The sequence below is a fragment of the Sporosarcina sp. ACRSL genome, from assembly GCF_022346605.1.
Lineage (GTDB): Bacteria > Bacillota > Bacilli > Bacillales_A > Planococcaceae > Sporosarcina.
The window spans coordinates 262,101-279,595 of sequence record NZ_JAKRNT010000002.1; the positions used below are offsets into that span (position 1 = coordinate 262,101).

General features: G+C 41.5%; 17 protein-coding genes and 1 riboswitch. Of the genes, 2 read left to right on the forward strand and 15 right to left on the reverse strand.

From position 1 onward, the window contains the following. Positions 1–139: 139 nt before the first annotated feature. Positions 140–877: a toast rack family protein gene (locus MHZ92_RS04580; protein WP_239430350.1), complete on the forward strand. Its 738-nt coding sequence runs from the start codon at positions 140–142 to the stop codon at positions 875–877. Between the two features lie 183 nt (positions 878–1,060). On the opposite strand, the gene MHZ92_RS04585 is transcribed toward MHZ92_RS04580, so the two are convergent. From MHZ92_RS04585 to MHZ92_RS04600, 4 genes are all read right to left on the reverse strand, one after another. Then, a complete protein-coding gene (locus MHZ92_RS04585) occupies positions 1,061–1,537 on the reverse strand; it encodes an RDD family protein (protein WP_239430351.1) in 477 nt (158 codons plus the stop codon). 68 nt (positions 1,538–1,605) lie between these two features. Continuing rightward, positions 1,606–2,172 (reverse strand): GNAT family N-acetyltransferase, encoded by a 567-nt coding sequence (locus MHZ92_RS04590; RefSeq protein WP_239430352.1) that lies wholly within the window; start codon positions 2,170–2,172, stop codon positions 1,606–1,608. A 119-nt stretch (positions 2,173–2,291) separates the two neighbouring features. Continuing rightward, positions 2,292–3,317 carry a C45 family autoproteolytic acyltransferase/hydolase gene (locus MHZ92_RS04595; RefSeq protein ID WP_239430353.1) on the reverse strand — a complete coding sequence of 342 codons (1,026 nt, stop codon included), beginning with the start codon at positions 3,315–3,317 and terminating at the stop codon, positions 2,292–2,294. Positions 3,318–3,320: 3 nt separating this feature from the next. Further along, on the reverse strand, positions 3,321–4,085 hold the full coding sequence (locus MHZ92_RS04600) for a MerR family transcriptional regulator (protein WP_239430507.1): 765 nt from the start codon (positions 4,083–4,085) through the stop codon (positions 3,321–3,323). 177 nt (positions 4,086–4,262) lie between these two features. After that, a riboswitch (Lysine riboswitch) is annotated at positions 4,263–4,441 on the forward strand. Positions 4,442–4,563: 122 nt separating this feature from the next. Here MHZ92_RS04600 and dapA point away from each other — a divergent pair. Next, positions 4,564–5,448 carry a 4-hydroxy-tetrahydrodipicolinate synthase gene (gene dapA / locus MHZ92_RS04605; protein WP_239430354.1) on the forward strand — a complete coding sequence of 295 codons (885 nt, stop codon included), beginning with the start codon at positions 4,564–4,566 and terminating at the stop codon, positions 5,446–5,448. A gap of 76 nt (positions 5,449–5,524) precedes the next feature. Here dapA and MHZ92_RS04610 read toward each other — a convergent pair whose 3' ends face one another. From MHZ92_RS04610 to MHZ92_RS04660, 11 genes are all read right to left on the reverse strand, one after another. After that, a complete protein-coding gene (locus MHZ92_RS04610; RefSeq protein ID WP_239430355.1) occupies positions 5,525–6,508 on the reverse strand; it encodes a tripartite tricarboxylate transporter substrate binding protein in 984 nt (327 codons plus the stop codon). A gap of 84 nt (positions 6,509–6,592) precedes the next feature. Next, a complete protein-coding gene (locus MHZ92_RS04615; RefSeq protein WP_239430359.1) occupies positions 6,593–7,267 on the reverse strand; it encodes a response regulator in 675 nt (224 codons plus the stop codon). 5 nt (positions 7,268–7,272) lie between these two features. Next, entirely contained in the window at positions 7,273–8,853 is a 1,581-nt protein-coding gene (locus MHZ92_RS04620) for a sensor histidine kinase (RefSeq protein WP_239430360.1), read from the reverse strand. Between the two features lie 111 nt (positions 8,854–8,964). Next, entirely contained in the window at positions 8,965–9,699 is a 735-nt protein-coding gene (locus MHZ92_RS04625) for a sulfite exporter TauE/SafE family protein (RefSeq protein WP_239430361.1), read from the reverse strand. Between the two features lie 43 nt (positions 9,700–9,742). Then, positions 9,743–10,885 carry an MFS transporter gene (locus MHZ92_RS04630; protein ID WP_239430363.1) on the reverse strand — a complete coding sequence of 381 codons (1,143 nt, stop codon included), beginning with the start codon at positions 10,883–10,885 and terminating at the stop codon, positions 9,743–9,745. Positions 10,886–11,006: 121 nt separating this feature from the next. Next, positions 11,007–12,032 (reverse strand): ABC transporter ATP-binding protein, encoded by a 1,026-nt coding sequence (locus tag MHZ92_RS04635; RefSeq protein WP_255723353.1) that lies wholly within the window; start codon positions 12,030–12,032, stop codon positions 11,007–11,009. Next, on the reverse strand, positions 12,013–13,032 hold the full coding sequence (locus MHZ92_RS04640) for an ABC transporter ATP-binding protein (protein WP_370644613.1): 1,020 nt from the start codon (positions 13,030–13,032) through the stop codon (positions 12,013–12,015). The genes MHZ92_RS04635 and MHZ92_RS04640 overlap by 20 nt, the downstream gene beginning before the upstream one ends. 14 nt (positions 13,033–13,046) lie before the next feature. Continuing rightward, on the reverse strand, positions 13,047–13,967 hold the full coding sequence (locus MHZ92_RS04645) for an ABC transporter permease (protein WP_239430365.1): 921 nt from the start codon (positions 13,965–13,967) through the stop codon (positions 13,047–13,049). 33 nt (positions 13,968–14,000) lie between these two features. Further along, the gene (locus tag MHZ92_RS04650; protein ID WP_239430366.1) at positions 14,001–14,951 is read right to left on the reverse strand and encodes an ABC transporter permease; all 951 of its coding nucleotides are present in this window, start codon (positions 14,949–14,951) and stop codon (positions 14,001–14,003) included. Positions 14,952–15,039: 88 nt separating this feature from the next. Beyond that, on the reverse strand, positions 15,040–16,599 hold the full coding sequence (locus MHZ92_RS04655; protein ID WP_239430368.1) for an ABC transporter substrate-binding protein: 1,560 nt from the start codon (positions 16,597–16,599) through the stop codon (positions 15,040–15,042). A 258-nt stretch (positions 16,600–16,857) separates the two neighbouring features. Next, positions 16,858–17,469: an RraA family protein gene (locus tag MHZ92_RS04660; RefSeq protein WP_239430370.1), complete on the reverse strand. Its 612-nt coding sequence runs from the start codon at positions 17,467–17,469 to the stop codon at positions 16,858–16,860. Between the last annotated feature and the right edge of the window lie 26 nt (positions 17,470–17,495).

Here is a 17,495-nt window from a genome sequence, read left to right on the forward strand (position 1 = left end):
TAGAAAACATGAGGGATTGTCCAAAATTGTTGTTATTGATCTCAGCCTTAAGACGTACACGAAAATCCAACATGCGACTGGTAGATTATTCAATGGAATAAGATAGAATAAAAGTAAATAGGACAAAAGGAGAATGAAAATGAATAAGCTATTAGGAATCACGCTGATAACAGGTTTTCTTGTTGTTTTCGGCATTTACGGTTATAACAAATGGTTTGTGAAGGCAAGTGGGAACGAGATTTCAATTGAAAAAGACAATGCCGATGCACTGAATGTAAACATCGACTTTGGTGTCGGTGATCTACTTATCCGTGGCAATTCCCCTGAATGGGTCAGCGGGGAGTTTACGTATACACATAAAAAACTGGAACCGAGAGTGAAGTACAAGAAACAGGGTAATGTCGGAACCGTCGACATTAAGCAGGGCTCACCCGGTTTCCAGGGCACAACAATATTGGGATTCAAAAAACCTAAATATGAAAATGAATGGGATCTCCAGCTGACAAATGATATTCCTATCGATTTGGACGTCGACATGGGCGTTTCGACAGCAACATTGGACTTGAAAGGCATTCAACTAAGCAGCCTTTCTATCGATGGCGGTGTCGGTGAATCTGTTATCGATCTGAGCGGGAACTGGAGCAAAGGTTTTCGTGCCAAAATGGACTTGGGTGTTGGAGACATTACCATCATCCTTCCGAAGGAGACTGGCGTCAGAGTAAACGTGTCGAAAGGGATTGGAACAGTAGATTTGAAAGACCTCACCAAGGATAAAGAAGGTGTCTTTGTCAATGACGCCTATGCAAATGCAGACGTCATTATCGACATTTCACTCGACATAGGTGTCGGCGATGTTAAATTTAAGACCGCCGAATAACCTGGATTGTGCCTGTGCATCACACATTTATGACAATTCAACGAAATTTATGAAAATACGAAATGGAAGCCAACAAATGCAGATTATGTTGGCTTCCTTTTATTCACATATACAATTGCAGTGTATTATCAGAATAGTTCGCTGCACAGGCACCCGAAAGATTCTGAAAACTACATAGCAGCTTTATTGTAATTCGACTTTCGTTCCTGCGAGGAAATCACCTAGATGACGTTTGTCTTTCCGGAAGAGCCCCATGGATAACATGACTACTCCAAGCAATGTTCCGCCGTTTGCGAGAATAATTGCGACCATATCAAAACCACTATACATGCCATGAATTACACCTACGTGACCTAATTGCCACGGTAAAAACTTAATAATATTTCTTACTAAGCTTGAGCTAAATCTTTTGTGCACGTACATTAACTTCAACCCAGCGGCTCTTTTTCCAATTGATCCATCTTTAAAATCCAAATACGAAAAAATAAGGATGATTGGTATGACGGATGTAAATGTAGCGATTAGCTGCGATTGTGTCTCTGTATACGCCGGAATTTCCTTTAGAACTAAAAATATGATCACCACGTTGATAATCAATAATAGTACCAAGTAAGCAATGATCACTGCATAATCAACAAGCAATTCTTTTAGTCTTTTCATGATAGGAATGTGATTCATCAAACACCTCCACTTTCGACTTATTCTGCTCGTTCATTCTGACTGTAATGTTAGTGTATACCTTCTCGATTGACGATAGAATCTCCTTTTAGAATTGAATACATATATAAATCATCAAATTTACCACAAGTATATTCATAATGTCTTAGTAATCCCTCTTTAAGAAATCCTCGCTTTTCCACTAATTTTTGTGAGGGGAGATTTGCAGGTTCTATTAAAGCCTCAATTCTTTCCAACTGATAGTGACGGAACCCAAAAGCAATAACCGCTTCTAATGCTTCACTAGCTATGCCTTTTCCCCAGTAATCTTTACTGAGTTCAAACCCAACTTCAGCTCGATGATGTTTGGCAGCCATATTTAGAAAGCCACAACTCCCTATAATGGTGCCAACATCTTTTAAAGTAATTCCCCATCTAATGCCAGTGCCTTCTTCGAAAATAGCGTTATACCAATTGATTTCATCCCAAGCATCTTCAAGCGTTTGGAAAGGCGCTAACCCCATATGTTTCACAACATCTTCATCGGATAAATATGCAAGCAAATCATCCGCATCCTCTGTTGTTACTTTTCTTAAAAGTAATCTTTCAGTTTCAATTATCGGGAATTCTTTCTTCATTAATTTCCCTTCTCTCTATTCACATTAAATTGTATTATATACTCTGATAAGTAAAGCTGCACCCTATTCAAATAAAAAACCGCCTAATGATTGCACATTAAACGGTCATTCGGCTAGGACTATCCTTGTTTAATAATCCCTCTAATCGATTCGGGTAGTTTCGCAGTCCCATCCATAAAGTCTTCAATAGAAAAATGCATAGGTTCGCAGTTCTCACCTACACCAAAGATAAGACCCAAATCTTCCGGGGAATAAACGACAGTATGCAAGGTACCGAAATACTCTTCATAGTGATGGAAAAATACCGGGGAATCGCCATCATTAAAATGATGATACGCAGAGAGGGCTGACATTTTTTCATCGATTAAGCGACCCACATAGTGCTGGCGTCTTATCGAATTTTCGGCGGTCGCTCTATTCAATCCTTTCAACTCCCCTGTTTCAAAATGATTCGCACATACGAGCGGGTTCATCTGCTTGATGACCTGCTGCTCCGGGGACGCTTCAACGACGACAGTCGCGCCGCTTGAATCCATCATTGAATAGTTGTAGCAATAGCCATGAGGAATTTCCGCAATTAACTTCGTCGCCTCTTCTACATTCGCGCATTGTTCGAGCAGCATCCTGACGACTGTCGTGGCGATGAATCCTTCCCCTCGATGCTCACTATTCACAAAATGAAGCCCCACGACTAAGCCTTTTTCGTTCATCCCATCCAGCCTTCCAATCATTTGCTGACTGAGCCCGACATTGCAATAGCCATCTGTCGGCTTCGCAAAAACAAGCCGCGCATCATACAGATTTGGACTAAAATCATAGTTGCGCACGTAATAGCCATTTTGCGCAAGAGCCGTACACCCCATGTCAGGAAATGGATAGTCAAACCCGCTATAGATTCGAATGACTGTATCCAGATCCATCTTCATCGCGTCCGCCATGCCGTGCAACTCCTGCAAAAGACTCGGCGAAACGTCCTGCAATATCCCCTTTGCCTTCTCCGCATCAACATTCCGTGTCATGACACGGAGTAGTTCCAGTTGGGCTGCTAATCCAGTAGAAAGAATCTCTTCGCCTTGCGCTACTCCGATTTGATATGCGTCCCCTACCAAGTCCACAACTCTGACTACCAATTGTTCACCATTCATCCTTCACACACCCCTTTTCACAATGTCCGTGACAGGCAGCAACAACTCGACTGTTGAAAGATCATTCCCCCGATACCATTCGACTACATCACCTGTAGGAAGCCAATCATGTGTAACGGCATAGTTAAATAATTTTTCATATCCATCCTGAATGTTTTCGAATGACCCGGTAAATGGCATTGCGATACACATCGCAGATGCCATCTCCTCTTTGTAGACATCCCCTGACATCCATGTCGTATCAGTCGTAGGCGGCACACTAAAACCGATTTCCGCCTGAATCAAATCCAGTCCCGATATATATTTCAAGTAACTGTTTTGAATTGGGACATTCCGCTTCTTTAATTCCTCCGCCTTTTCCATGAAAAGTTCCCCAAACTTCCCAATCCGCGAAATGGCCGGGAACCAAATAACCGTCTCCCTCTCTTTCTCAATCAAATAAATACGTTCATTCAATGAATTGCCTTTTAAATAACGCAAACTCGTATCTAATACATCACGTCGTTTTTTAATACTATGAATCCAATCCGCCATCATCTGTTGCCGCTTGCTAGTATTCGTTTCATTCAAATACATCTGAATGTCGGCAATTGAGATATCAGCCATTCGTAAACTGGTAATCAATCGCACCGTTTTAATTTGGTCTTCACGGTACAATCGATAGCCACCTTCACTTCTCTCAACCGGACCTAACAACCCTTTTTCCTCATAATACCGGATTGCACTTTTGGCAACGCCAACCCTTTCAGAAAACGCTTGTATCGTCATGAGCTTCACCACATCCCCCCCCTTACCTCGATACTACACCTTCAAGTAACTTGAAGCTCAAGACTAAATTCAAGAATATTTTACGTTCACTTTCTTTTCGTGTATCTCTTGCAATTCCACTCAATTCCATGTAAAGTGGTAGGTAATTTAACAATATCTTATTTCGCAAGTTTTTGAAGTAAGGATAGAGGCGCAAAGACCATCAGTACACAATCAGAGGATAATGAGGTCCTATGAAGGTTGTGGAAAGGGGAATTTGCCGAAGTGGAGAGACTCTCATTTATCTCGAAGCTGGTTCTGGGTTGAATAAGTCCAGAATTGTCATATAGGAAACTATATGGAGGGCTATCTTCTGCAAAGAAATAATTTATTTATTTCGAGCAACAACGAGCCCTCGTTGTTGCTTTTTGTGTTCTTTTTGCAATCGCCCTTCACCCTCTATTTTATTTACCAAAATAAAAGACAGGATGTGGAGAAAATGAATTTCGGACAAATTGTAACAGCTATGGTAACTCCTTTTGATGTGCAAGGTGAAATTGATTTTGCAGCAACACGGAACTTAATCGAATATTTAATTGCCAATGGATCCGATAGCTTAGTTGTAGCGGGAACGACAGGAGAATCCCCGACGTTATCGTATGAAGAAAAGGTCCAATTATTCAAGTTCACAGTAGAAGTTGTAAATGGACGAGTCCCGGTCATTGCCGGAACGGGCTCAAATAACACGAGAGAATCGATCGAACTGACAATGCGTGCGGAAGATGTAGGTGTTGACGGCGTCATGCTCGTCGCACCGTACTATAACAAACCGTGCCAAGAAGGTATGTATCAGCATTTCAAAACAATCGCGGCGGCTACTTCTTTACCGGTCATGCTCTACAACATACCAGGACGCAGTGTTGTGAACATCGATGTCGATACAGTCGTCCGCCTTTCGGAAATACCAAATATCGTTGCCATCAAAGAAGCGAGCGGAGATTTAGACGCAATGGCCGAAATTATCGAACGGACTCCACAAGGGTTTTCCTTATACAGCGGCGATGACGGGCTTACGATCCCCGTCTTGTCAATCGGTGGAACGGGGGTCGTTTCCGTATCCTCCCATGTATTAGGAAATGAAATGCAAAATATGATTCGAACCTTTAAAATCGGCAATACCGTTGAGGCAGCTACCGAGCACCGCAGACTATTGCCGATGATGAAAGCACTCTTTGCCGCTCCGAATCCATCACCTGTAAAAGCGGCATTGAATATAAAAGGAATCCCAGTCGGCGGCGTGCGTTTGCCGATGATTCCGTTGAATGAAGAGCAACTGTGTACACTAAAACGAGCTCTTTCAATTAATGAAGAAGTGACGATCTAATAAGCTATCTAACTGAAACAATCCATCCTCGAGGATGGATTGTTTTCTCATTCGGACTGTTCAAAAAGACCAGTGCTTATTCCACTAAATCAGATTCATCAATGATTCCTCGATAGAATTTCCCTTGCTCTTCCAAGAATTTTTTCGCCTCGTTACTATCTTTATAAAAGGACTCCCAGTTGTTTTTTTTCAATAACTTCTTCCACGCCTCTGTTTCGATCATTTCTTGTATCACTTTATTCCAATAAGCAATTTCTTCTTCTGTCATATCGGGCGGTCCAACAACTCCCCGCCAATGCGGGAATACCATGTCGACCCCCTGCTCTTTCCAAGTAGCCACATCCGCCAACCCTTCAAGCCGCTCGTCAGATGAAACAGCGATTACTTTGAGTTTGTTCGCTTGATGTTCATCCATAAACTCGGAAGCGGAGGATGTCGCCACATCTACCTGTCCATCTAGTAAGCTTGTTACGACGTCACCGCCACTGTCATAGACAACAAAGTTTAGTTTGACGATATCTACTCCGTAATTTTTAGCAGCTTGCAGAAAGGAAAGATGATCATTGTTTGCTAATCCCGGTGCTACAGCGATCTTTACAGAAGACGGGTCTTCTTTCAATTTTTCCAACAACTCTTTTACGTTTTGAAAAGGAGAATCCAATGGCACCGCAACAGCTATCCATTCTGTTGTGAGAATTGCAAGCGGTGTGAAGTCCCGGTATTCCAATTTACTTTGGCCAAGGAGATGATTTGTCACCATTAAACTAGAATTTAACGCAATATGATGAGCATCCTGATTGGTTAAGTACTGCCAGCCAACCTCTCCACTGCCCCCTGGCTTATTGACAACCTCGACATTCTGATCTACTAACTTCTCATCCATCATTACTTGTCGGATTGCATGTGCAGCGGCATCCCAACCGCCGCCAACTGTTGCCGGGGCGATGATTTCAATCGTATTTCTTGGAAATTCTTCTTCTCCCGATTCACCAATACTTCCCGTGCACCCCGCCATAAGCAATACGAATACGAGTATAAGTGTGCCATAAATTCTTTTCATCGTACTTCTCCCCCATCTGGACTACCATTCAGAAGGTATGCAACCACTCTTGTTAAAAAATGAGCATCTTCGTTGTGAGGATGCTCAAATCATAAAGTATTTCCTTTCGGGGCGACCTACAATCCCATACTCCAACTCCGCCCTCATCTTCCCAATCGACACTAAGTATTCCATATACCTTCGTGCCGTTGTCCGAGAGACACCGATATGTTCACCAATTTCTTCAACAGTGGTGCCGCTTGAGATTTCCTTCATCGTTTCCATCACTTTCGTAAGAGTCAATTCATTAATCCCTTTCGGCAAATCTTCCTGTTGCTGCGTCTCTAAAGAGGGCTTGCCGAATAACTGATCGACCAATGATTGCTCTACTGGCTTGTTTGATTCAAGGATCGATTTTCTTTCCTTGAATTGATGGATGACTTCCTCTAACCTCTGCAATTGCAACGGTTTAATTAAATAATGAAAGGCACCAGCCTTTACGCTTCTTTCAAGGAGCTCCATATCCTTAGCTGCCGTAATCATAATAAAATCTACATCAGCGTATGTTTTTTTCAAATCTATCACCAAATCTATCCCTAGTTGGTCAGGCATGTAAATATCTACAAGCAATAGATCGATTCTTTCCTTTTTGAAATACCCGTGAACTTCTTCCGCCCGTAATGCCTTGCCAACGACTCGAACCCCTTCGATGCTTTCTAATAATTGTTGGTGGATGTCTGCAATTCTAAAATCGTCTTCCACGATTAATACATTTAACATTTGTATCACCTTTCAACTTTTTCGGTTTTTGGGATGAATACAGTAAATATTGTTCCTGTATCATCGCTCTTCCATTGGATGTCTCCCCCAAGGTCTTGTATTGCACTCCGTACATTCGACAATCCATAACCACGGTCAGACTTGTCCTTCGTGGAAAATCCTTGTGTGAAAAGCTGATGGGCAACGGTTGGATCAATCCCCCTACCGTTATCTGACACTTCAAAAATGATATCCTCGCCAATATCCAAAGCGAAGAAATTCACCAATCTCTTCTCTTGGTCAATCACTTCCTCAAAGGCATTGTCAATCAGATTGCCAATAATGATCGTCAAAACTCCTGTACTGATGAAGGAAGGCAGCTGTCCTAAACTACTGTTTTCGTCAATCGTAAAAGTGATTTTGTTTTCCGATGCTTTCCCTATCTTCCCAAAGAGAATTGCTTGAACGTTAGTGTCTTTTATATGTTCAAATATAAACGCATTCGTATGCTGCGTCACATCGATTTCCTCTTGAATCATCTTAATCGCCTCGTTGTACTTACGAAGTTGCAATAATCCCGAAATAACGTATAACTTATTCATGAACTCATGTGTCTGGGCTCGCAGGTCATCTGAATACTTCTTCACTTCAAACAATGTATTAACGAGCTCATTCATTTCCGTTTTATCCCTAAATGTAATGACGATACCAGATACTGCAACGTCTTTACGTAAAGGCACAATTGTCATGATTAACGTTTTCTTATGTACATTCAATTCGAAGGAAAATGGCTGACTGGCAGCATGTAGTAGTTTGGAATATTGTAGAGTTGGAAAAACCGATTCAATTGAACGGCCTTTATAATCGTTTGAAACGTTTAATATCTTTCTGGCTGCTGTATTAATAATTGTGATCTTACCTTCACCATCAGTGGCAATAAGTCCTTCCGAAATGGAAGCAAGGACAGCATGCCTTTCCTTATAAAAATTTGCCATCTCCTGTGGTTCCATACCAAAAGTATCTTTTCGAATCGAACGCGCCAACCAGATGCTCAGACCAATCCCAATTACAAAGATCGTAAGTGAGATTAAGGCTAACCTTTTCGTACGTTCCATCACTGTATGCCGTAAGTCTTTCACTAGATAGCCAACTCTCGCTGTACCGACAATTTGTCGATCTACGTAAATCGGTGAAATAGAAACAACAGCAGGTCCCAAAATGCTGTCAGCTATTAAGTTATAATTGCCACCGAAAACAAGTGCCTTCGTTTCATCTTCAATCGAATAAATTTTACCGATTTCCCCTTCATCCGGATGAGAAAGGATTTTACCTTCACGATCTTTAATGACGATGAAAGCAGATTCTGACTGTGTCATATGATAATCAATGAGCGGTTTTAATCGTTCTGTGTTCCCCTGCGAGATCGCCCACTGTATGGAATCCATTTGCGACAGAATTTTCGTTGTCTGCAATCCCCTTTCTGCCGCATATTGGAACACCCGTTTATACTCTGTGTAAACGAAAAGACTCAACATTAAAAAGACCATCAAAAAGACGAGGGAAACAACTACAATTAAAATCTTTCGTTGCAATGACCCTCTAAACATTTAATCACCAATTTTCATCTAAAAGTTCCATTTTCTATTATAACAATGTTTCCTAAATTTAATAGTCAACTAATATTCTAATAAGTCCATTATTGTCTATCAGCATATTATTCACTTGAAATTTTCTACGATTAGCTGAAGGATAATTGCCACAGTTACTACCCGAAGTATCGGCTTAACGAATTTCGGGTTCAACTTTTGTGCAATCCGAACACCTAATTGCGCGCCTGTAACTGAACCAAGGAGCAAAGCGATTGTCATCGGCCAAATGATCATTCCTGTCGATATATAACTGATGGCAGCCCCAAAGCAACTTGAAAATGTCGCGAGCCGTACATACGCAACCGCACGGATATACGCGACATTTAAATAGCCAAATAGATAGAGCATTAACGTCCCTTGACCCGGACCAAACAAACCGTCATAAATTCCAATTCCGTAAAGTCCAGGGACACTCGCTTTGGATATGCGTAGCGGTTCATTTCCAGTAAAACTCCCTTTCGAAAGGAATGACGTGATAAAAGCAAAGATGAGCAAACAAATCGCAACCCAATACAGGTTACTCTCTGACATTAACGAAGCGATGTATCCTCCGCTTAAGCCGCCTCCAAGACTTACAGGGATGATCCAAAACGATTCTTTAAAGGATATTTCTTTCCGCCGTAGTAAAACGTAAAAGCTAGAAAATGCACTCACTGTATTTGATACTTTATTCGCACCAATTGCTGAATGGATAGGGAGCCCCATCAACAACATGGAAGGAAGACTGATCAGTCCGCCACCTCCCGCAAGTGTTCCGAGTGTGGTTGCAATAATACCTATGAAGAAAATAAGAACATATTCCATGCGCAACATCCCCAATTTTTTAATTTATGTACACAATGCCAAATTACGTTCTATTGTCTTTATTTCTACGGGGATTCATAACCAATGCACCGCCGATTAGGAACGCTCCGCTTACATAAAAGACAGATACGATACCGATCCAGCCACCCACCGCTCCGAAAAAAATCGGTGCAATGAATTGAGAAAGGCGATTCGTCATTAATCGAATCCCAAGAACTTCGCCCGTCCGGGACTTTGGTGAAGCATTGTACGTCGTCGTCATCGAAATAGGCTGTCCACATCCTAATCCGAACCCCATCAGACAGCTGAAAACAGCAAAAAGAATGACGTTATTGGATAACGTAAAAATGAGAAAAGAAGAACCTGCAAGCAAAATGGAACTGAATAAAACAACTTCCCGATCCATTACTTGCAATAATTTAGGCAAAATAAACCTGACAATCATCATCGCTAATCCTTGAATCGACAGGATCCAACCAATTGTAGAAGTTGACATCCCTATTTGTGTTCCGTACAACGGAAAATAAGCAACAAATATATCCTTCGAATAAAGGACAAGTGCACTTGAAAATAACGCTTTTTGAATGAGAGGATCTTTTACTAACTGCAAGGAAGAACGAAGACTTACTTTTTCTGCAGGTTGCTCTTTCAGCACAACCGGTATATAAAAAGCAAAAGCGATTAAAAGAATACAAATAATCATCGAGACAAGAAAGCCTGCCGAGTGAGAAAAATGTTCGGATAAATAGCCGCCTATTACAGGACCGACGAACGCTCCTGCCGCAACAGCCAGCGTAAACATACTGAAATAATAATCACGATTTTCTTTTGTCGCATGATTTCCAAGGACATTTTGTAAAGATAGCGCAATAAAAATATTAGAAGTTCCAACTAAAATTTGGCTCGCGAACAAAGACCAAATCGATTCAAATACATAAGGAATCAACATGCCGATAGCCATCCCGAGTAAACCAAGAATGACCGGAAGGCGGTCTCCGATTGCATCAGCAATTTTCCCGGCCTTAATTGCGATTAAAAGCGGCAACGCGGCAAACGAAGCTGTCAATAGCCCAATCTCTAACACGGAAGCATTCATGTCGTATGCAGATAATGTAATGATTGGGCGGGTTGCATTAATGACAAGTTGAAAACCGAGAACGATGAGTAATACATTTCTTAATACCATAAGTACTCGCCTCATGAATCCGGACCCAAAAAGTCCAGTAGTTTTTAGCTACGTATTGTTATCGACACGCAACATCAGTAAAAAGACTCCTTCCCCGGAGTCTTTTTTACGTTTTATCCGCTTATTCATTATAGAGATGGCATGCAATGCGGTGGCCGTTCTCAATTTGTTTATTCTGCGGGATTTGTGTTTTGCAAATATCCATTGCGAATGGGCATCGTGTATGGAAAACGCAGCCTGCAGGAGGATCCAAAGGAGACGGTAATTCGCCCTTTAGTATAATCCTTTCCCTTTTAGCACCGGATTTCGGAACTGGAACTGCCGATAAAAGCGCTTGTGTATAAGGATGCAATGGGTTCGCAAATAGCTCGTCCGTAGGCGCTTCTTCCACTAACCTCCCAAGATACATGACACCAATCCGATCAGAAATATGACGGACGACACTCATATCATGAGAGATGAATAGATAGCTTAACGACAAATCTGACTGCAACGTCTTCAGCAAGTTCAGAATTTGAGATTGAATGGAAACGTCTAGAGCAGAGACAGGTTCGTCCATTATTAATATTTTTGGATTCACAATGAGAGCGCGTGCAAGCCCAATCCTTTGTCGTTGCCCACCTGAAAACTCATGTGGGTACCGATAATAATGTTCAAGTTGCAACCCAACTTTACTTAATACTTCCATGACAATTTCCGTCCGCTCTTTTGCATCCCCGATGTTATGAATAATTAACGGTTCTTCAAGTGTTTTTCCGATTCTCTTTCTAGGATTCAATGAAGAATAGGGATCCTGAAAAACCATTTGAATATCTTGACGCACTTTGCGCAGCTCTTGCCCTGAAAGTTTGAAAATATCATTCCTATTATAAATTGCCTCTCCCGCAGTTGGCTCTGTCAGTTTCAGTAACGTGCGCCCCGTTGTACTTTTCCCACAACCAGACTCTCCAACGAGACCATACGTTTCTCCCTTTAGAATAGAAAAAGAAACATCATTGACAGCTTGAACAAATGTTTGCTCTTTGCCAAATTGTAAGAGGCCTTTTTTCACAGGGAAAAACTTTTTTAAGTTTTTAATTTCCAAAAGAGTATCTTTACTGTCGTTTTCGATAGGTTCGACTTTCGGTTCAAGTGTAAGTGTGGACATCTGCGGCTACCTCCTGTTTTGCAAGTATCTTTTCAAAGTGCCAGCACTTCACTTTTTGTGAAGCTGTATGTTCGTAAATAGGTGGCGGAGATGCGACACATTGTTCGTCCGCAAATGGACATCTTGCAGCAAACCGGCATCCTTTAGGTACTCGTGTTAGCGGAGGCACCGTTCCTTCTATTGTGTGGAGCATTACCGACCGGTCTCCATCTAATTGAGGAATCGATTTAATAAGACCTTGTGTATAGGGATGTAACGGTCTAGTGAATAGCTCTTCAATACTTGCCTCTTCGACAATTTCCCCTAAATACATCACCACAACTCTCGAGCACAGATCAGCAACCACTCCTAAGTCATGTGTGATGAAAATAATCCCCATATCGAGTTCTTCATTTAAGTTTTTCATTAAATCCAATATTTGAGCTTGGATTGTAACGTCCAATGCAGTTGTAGGCTCGTCGGCAATTAATAATTTCGGACGACAAGCGAGTGCTACCGCAATCATCGCCCTCTGCCTCATCCCTCCTGAAAGATTATGAGGATATTCATTGGCTCTTTTTTCTGGCGACGGAATGCCGACGAGTCTTAATAGTTCAACCGCTTTTTCTTCAGCTTCTTTTTTACTCGCATTTTGATGCAGAATGATTGATTCTGCGATTTGGCGACCAACCGTGTGTACCGGATTTAGCGTACTGAGCGGGTCTTGGAAGATCATCGAGATGTCATTTCCTCTAACTTCGTTGATCTGTCTTTTATTGAGAGAAAGAATATTAGTCCCGTTAAAATTAATTTCTCCTTCATATTCAACAGTTCCCTCTTCAAATAAGCGAAGAATCGTTTGAGACATTACACTTTTTCCGCATCCGGATTCACCTACTACGCCTACGATTTCCCCTTTTTTAACGTCAAATGATACGCCATTTACAGCCGTGACTTGTCCCGTTTCGGTGTAAAAGTGAGTTTTAAGATCTTTTATTTCTAAGAGTACGTCAGTCATCATGAAGTCTCCTCCTTTCATTTAGCTGTTTTGACACGTTTTCTTTTAACCTTTTTATAATGGGGGTCCATGACGTCCCTCAACCCATCCCCTAAAGCGTTAAGCCCGATAACAGCAATAATAATGAGTAAGCCCGGGAAAACAGTCATCCACCATGCGTTAAATATGACAACCTTCCCGTCATATAAAATATTCCCCCAACTCGGTGCTGGCGCTGGAATCCCTGCCCCAAGGAAGCTCAATGCCGCTTCAGTAATGATCGAATCGGCAAAAATGAAAGTTGCTTGTACAATTAACGGTGACAGTACGTTAGGTGCTATATGCAGCCAAATAATACGTGTGGAGCTAGCGCCTTGTGCTTTCATTGCTTCGATGTACGTTTGTTCACGAACAACTAGCGCCGCGGACCGGACAATACGTGCCACATATGGAGTAAAAACGATGCTCAATGCGATGATAACGTTTTCAACTTTAGGTCCTAAAGCTGCCATTAAGGCAATCGCCAACAAGATTCCCGGAATTGCCATCAATCCATCGGAAATTCTCATTAAAATTTGGTCCAACCTTTTATAATAACTAGCGTATAAGCCCATCGTCAGGCCGACGATTGACGTAATGATCGCGATAGAGAGACCTACGCTAATAGAAGCTCTAGCACCATAGACAATTCGTGTTAACAAGTCTCTTCCGAAGTTATCGGTACCTAATAAGTGTTGTGCATTGGGTGCTTGGAGTCGGTTGTTGACTTCCATTTCCAACGGGCCATAGCTAACTAAAAAAGGTCCGATGACACTTAATAGCACTAAAAATGTAACGATGACTAATCCAATCATCATAGAGTAATTAGAAAAAAACCGTTTTTTCAGTAGCTGTTGCTGCTCTTTTTTCAGTTTTTTTCTTGCGTCTGATAGCGTTAATGTACTTCCTATGTCTTCCATGCTACTCCTCCTAACGCTTCCAAAAATCAGGTTTTATTTTTCTTCTAATCGAACTCGCGGATCGATGACCCCGTAGAGAATATCGATAATTAGGTTTAGGATGACATACAGAAATGTAACAAAGAGAACAACCCCTTGGATGACCGTATAGTCACGTCGTGCGACTGAATTAATGATCAACGAACCGATACCAGGTATATTGAAAATTGTTTCTGTTACAACTGCCCCTGTTACTAAACCGCCAAATGTGATTCCGATTACCGTGAGGATTGGAAGGAATGCATTTTGTAATGCATGGTTGTAAATAATCCTTCTCTCCACTACCCCTTTGGCCCTCGCCATTTTTATATAGTTTGTATTTAATACTTCCAACATCGAAGATCTTGTCATCCGAGCAATCAATGCTGCTTGGATGGATCCTAACGAAATTGCCGGCAGAATTAAGTACTTAATATGTTCCCATAAGCCGTTCTCTAAAGGTCGATAACCGGCCACAGGCAGCCATTGCAGTTTTACACCTACTAGCAACACTAAAAATAATGCGAGTAAAAAACTTGGGATTGCCATTCCAAGTAATGAGAAACCCATAACTGTTTGATCCGTAGCAGTCCCTCTTTTAATAGCCGCAATAATTCCAAGTGGAATTGCAATACACAAAGCGACAATTTCAGCTAATATAGCGAGGGATAATGTTGGCCCAATATGACTCATAATGGCTTCGTTCACAGACATGTTCATGTGATATGATAAGCCTAAATCTCCAACGATGGCCTTTTTAATCCAATTAAAATATTGCACATAGATCGGTAAATCCAAGCCAAGCCGAGCTTTGGTTTCAGCAATTTGTTCTGCTGTTGCTTCCTCACCCAACATAAAAGCTGCCGGATCACCTGGGGTAAGATGGATGATTGAAAAGATAACAATAGATACAATAAATAAAACAGGTATTAACGATAATAGCCGCTTAAAAATATAAGACCACATGAATGCTTACCTCCCTCTACCATGAAAATAAAAAATAACGCCATGTTTAGAAAAACATGATAAACCTGGCGTTATTTTAATCCTTCAATTACTTGGAATTTGAAACGTTCCAGAAGATGAGACCATCGATATCTTCTAATTGTGAAAGTGATGTGCGCCCTGCAAAAAGCATATCCCCATCTCCCATTTTGATGGCAGGTTTGTAATCCAAGAAAAACGCCTGTAATTCATCGTAGTATCCACGTGCGGCTTCAAGAGAAGGAGCTTGACGGATTTTAGACGTAATTCCTTCTAATTCCTCACTATCTGTCCAACCGACATAGGTTGGTCTTGACCATACAAGAGAAGTCGGTTCAACTTTTCCTTTGTTTGTAATGATTGTAATGTCAAAGGCATTCGGGTCATTTCGACGCTCTGAGAAGGTCGGCCAGTCGTACACTTCCAGCTTTACGTTGACCCCCGCCTTTTTCAACTGCTCTTGAACGACAATCGAAGCGTTGTACATATGGTCGTAATCTCTAGACGTCATGAGGCGAATTTCTTCACCGTTATATCCAGCTTCTTCAAATAATTTCTTTGCCAATTCTATGTCTTGTGCACCATATTCATCTTTACCAATATCGCTGTACCACTGTGTTTCCTGATTCGCTAACATGACGTGGTGATTTGTATTGTAGTAGTCTGGGTTAACAAAAGCCGCTTTTAAGACATCTTCTTTCTTTACTGCCGCGTTCACTGCATCGCGTGCAATCTGATTTGTGAAAAGGCCTTCTTTTTTATTGAAATACAATAATAATAGCTCCCGAGGAACACTTTTCAATTCAACGGCTTTGCTAGCTTTAATCTGATCGACATTATCAATTGGAAGCTCCATGACAACGTCGTATTCTCCCGATAAGATTCCAGCAACTCGTGTAGATGAATCCGGCACAAAAATAATATAAAGATTATCTACCAATGCTTCTCTTTTCCCCGCCAACCCATCACCAGGCTCTTCCCGGGCTGCGTAATCCTCAAATTTAGTCATGTGAATTTGTTGGTTTTGCTTCCAATCTTTAAATTGAAAAGGACCGGTACCGATATACTCAGTTACTCTTTCTTTTTCATCTTTCCCTTCTAGAAGTGAAGCAGGCATAATCGTCGGGGCTTCTCCACCCGAATACGCAAGAACGAGTGTTGCAGTTGAGGTTGGTTGCTCCATCTCCAAAAGGACTGTATATTCATCTAGTTCTTTGAAACTTGCTCCTTTGAATGTTTCTCTTCCTGAACCGGAAACGTTAATCCAGCGATTCATGGAGGCAATAACATCTTTCGCTTTCATTTCCTCGCCATTATGGAATGTAACGCCTTGACGCAGCTTAAAAGTGATCGTATTCCCATCTTCTTCATACGATTCTGCAAGCATCGGCTGAATTTCACCTTTTGAATCGAATGTTAATAGCGTTTCAAATATATTTCTTGCAATGTTTGAAGAAATCGTTGTTGTATTGACATGCGTGTCCAATGTAGGCGGCTCAGAAGGTACTGCTACTCTCAAATCTCCACCTGATGTTCCTTTTGCGTCCGCCCCTGCTGTCTCGTCTTTTGAGCAGCCTGCAAGAGCGAGTATCAGGGCGCTTAACAATAAGGCATATTTAATAAATTTCATTCCGTTTCCTCCTATAACTTGTTATTTACTAATGCAAAAAAGTACAAGACTTCCAAATGAGAGCGGTTACATTTACGCCTCCACTTTTTCGTATACTCAGAAATTTACCACAAGTTGAATTGGCAGAATATATTGACCACATAAAGATAATTAAAAAATTTATATATATTAAATTCATTAAGTCCACTATTTTTTGTGATTAGTAGTTCATTAATTCTGAACGCATAAGAAAAAGACAGGCTTTTTATGGCCTGTCTTTCACGATAACATTTCATCTAAATATGCAATGATCTCTTCTTTATTCCCGGATACTTTCTCTGCTCTTTTAGCATCCTTATCCTCTTTATCCAACGCTTTCTTCAATACTTCTTCTTCCTTTGATTGAGGAATAACTACGACACCGTCGGCATCCCCTACAATAATATCGCCTGGCTGAACCGTGACACCTCCACAAGAAATCGGCACCTGAACAGCACCTTCACCCGCCTTACCGCTAGCTGCAACGGTAGTCCCTTTGCAGAATACAGGGAAATTCAATTTCTTAGCGCCTACAATATCGCGAATGACGCCATCTACAACAATCCCTTTAATGCCAAGCGTTTGCGCCATCCCAAGAACAAAATCGCCTGCAATCGCTCTGTACGTATCCCCCTTCGCGTCAATGACGAGGATATCTCCGGGTTGCGCTTCCCGAATGGCTTTCAATACAACAAGGTTATCACCAACAGGCATTTGCACAGTAAATGCACGACCCGCTACCCGGTACTCTTCTTGTAGAGGTTTGATGGCGGCGTCCATATTCGTCAAGCCGTTCAATGCATCAGAAATACTCGTCGTTGGGAGATTTTTAAACTGATCTAGTATACTCATAAGTTCTCCTCCTATGTTAGCGTCAT

Bases quoted from the DNA above. Each gene is read 5' to 3' on its own strand.
- MHZ92_RS04580 (WP_239430350.1), top strand. From the start codon at position 140: ATGAATAAGCTATTAGGAATCACGCTGATAACAGGTTTTCTTGTTGTT.
- MHZ92_RS04585 (WP_239430351.1), bottom strand. From the start codon at position 1,537: ATGAAAAGACTAAAAGAATTGCTTGTTGATTATGCAGTGATCATTGCT.
- MHZ92_RS04590 (WP_239430352.1), bottom strand. From the start codon at position 2,172: ATGAAGAAAGAATTCCCGATAATTGAAACTGAAAGATTACTTTTAAGA.
- MHZ92_RS04595 (WP_239430353.1), bottom strand. From the start codon at position 3,317: ATGAATGGTGAACAATTGGTAGTCAGAGTTGTGGACTTGGTAGGGGAC.
- MHZ92_RS04600 (WP_239430507.1), bottom strand. From the start codon at position 4,085: ATGACGATACAAGCGTTTTCTGAAAGGGTTGGCGTTGCCAAAAGTGCA.
- dapA (WP_239430354.1), top strand. From the start codon at position 4,564: ATGAATTTCGGACAAATTGTAACAGCTATGGTAACTCCTTTTGATGTG.
- MHZ92_RS04610 (WP_239430355.1), bottom strand. From the start codon at position 6,508: ATGAAAAGAATTTATGGCACACTTATACTCGTATTCGTATTGCTTATG.
- MHZ92_RS04615 (WP_239430359.1), bottom strand. From the start codon at position 7,267: ATGTTAAATGTATTAATCGTGGAAGACGATTTTAGAATTGCAGACATC.
- MHZ92_RS04620 (WP_239430360.1), bottom strand. From the start codon at position 8,853: ATGTTTAGAGGGTCATTGCAACGAAAGATTTTAATTGTAGTTGTTTCC.
- MHZ92_RS04625 (WP_239430361.1), bottom strand. From the start codon at position 9,699: ATGGAATATGTTCTTATTTTCTTCATAGGTATTATTGCAACCACACTC.
- MHZ92_RS04630 (WP_239430363.1), bottom strand. From the start codon at position 10,885: ATGGTATTAAGAAATGTATTACTCATCGTTCTCGGTTTTCAACTTGTC.
- MHZ92_RS04635 (WP_255723353.1), bottom strand. From the start codon at position 12,032: ATGTCCACACTTACACTTGAACCGAAAGTCGAACCTATCGAAAACGAC.
- MHZ92_RS04640 (WP_370644613.1), bottom strand. From the start codon at position 13,032: ATGATGACTGACGTACTCTTAGAAATAAAAGATCTTAAAACTCACTTT.
- MHZ92_RS04645 (WP_239430365.1), bottom strand. From the start codon at position 13,967: ATGGAAGACATAGGAAGTACATTAACGCTATCAGACGCAAGAAAAAAA.
- MHZ92_RS04650 (WP_239430366.1), bottom strand. From the start codon at position 14,951: ATGTGGTCTTATATTTTTAAGCGGCTATTATCGTTAATACCTGTTTTA.
- MHZ92_RS04655 (WP_239430368.1), bottom strand. From the start codon at position 16,599: ATGAAATTTATTAAATATGCCTTATTGTTAAGCGCCCTGATACTCGCT.
- MHZ92_RS04660 (WP_239430370.1), bottom strand. From the start codon at position 17,469: ATGAGTATACTAGATCAGTTTAAAAATCTCCCAACGACGAGTATTTCT.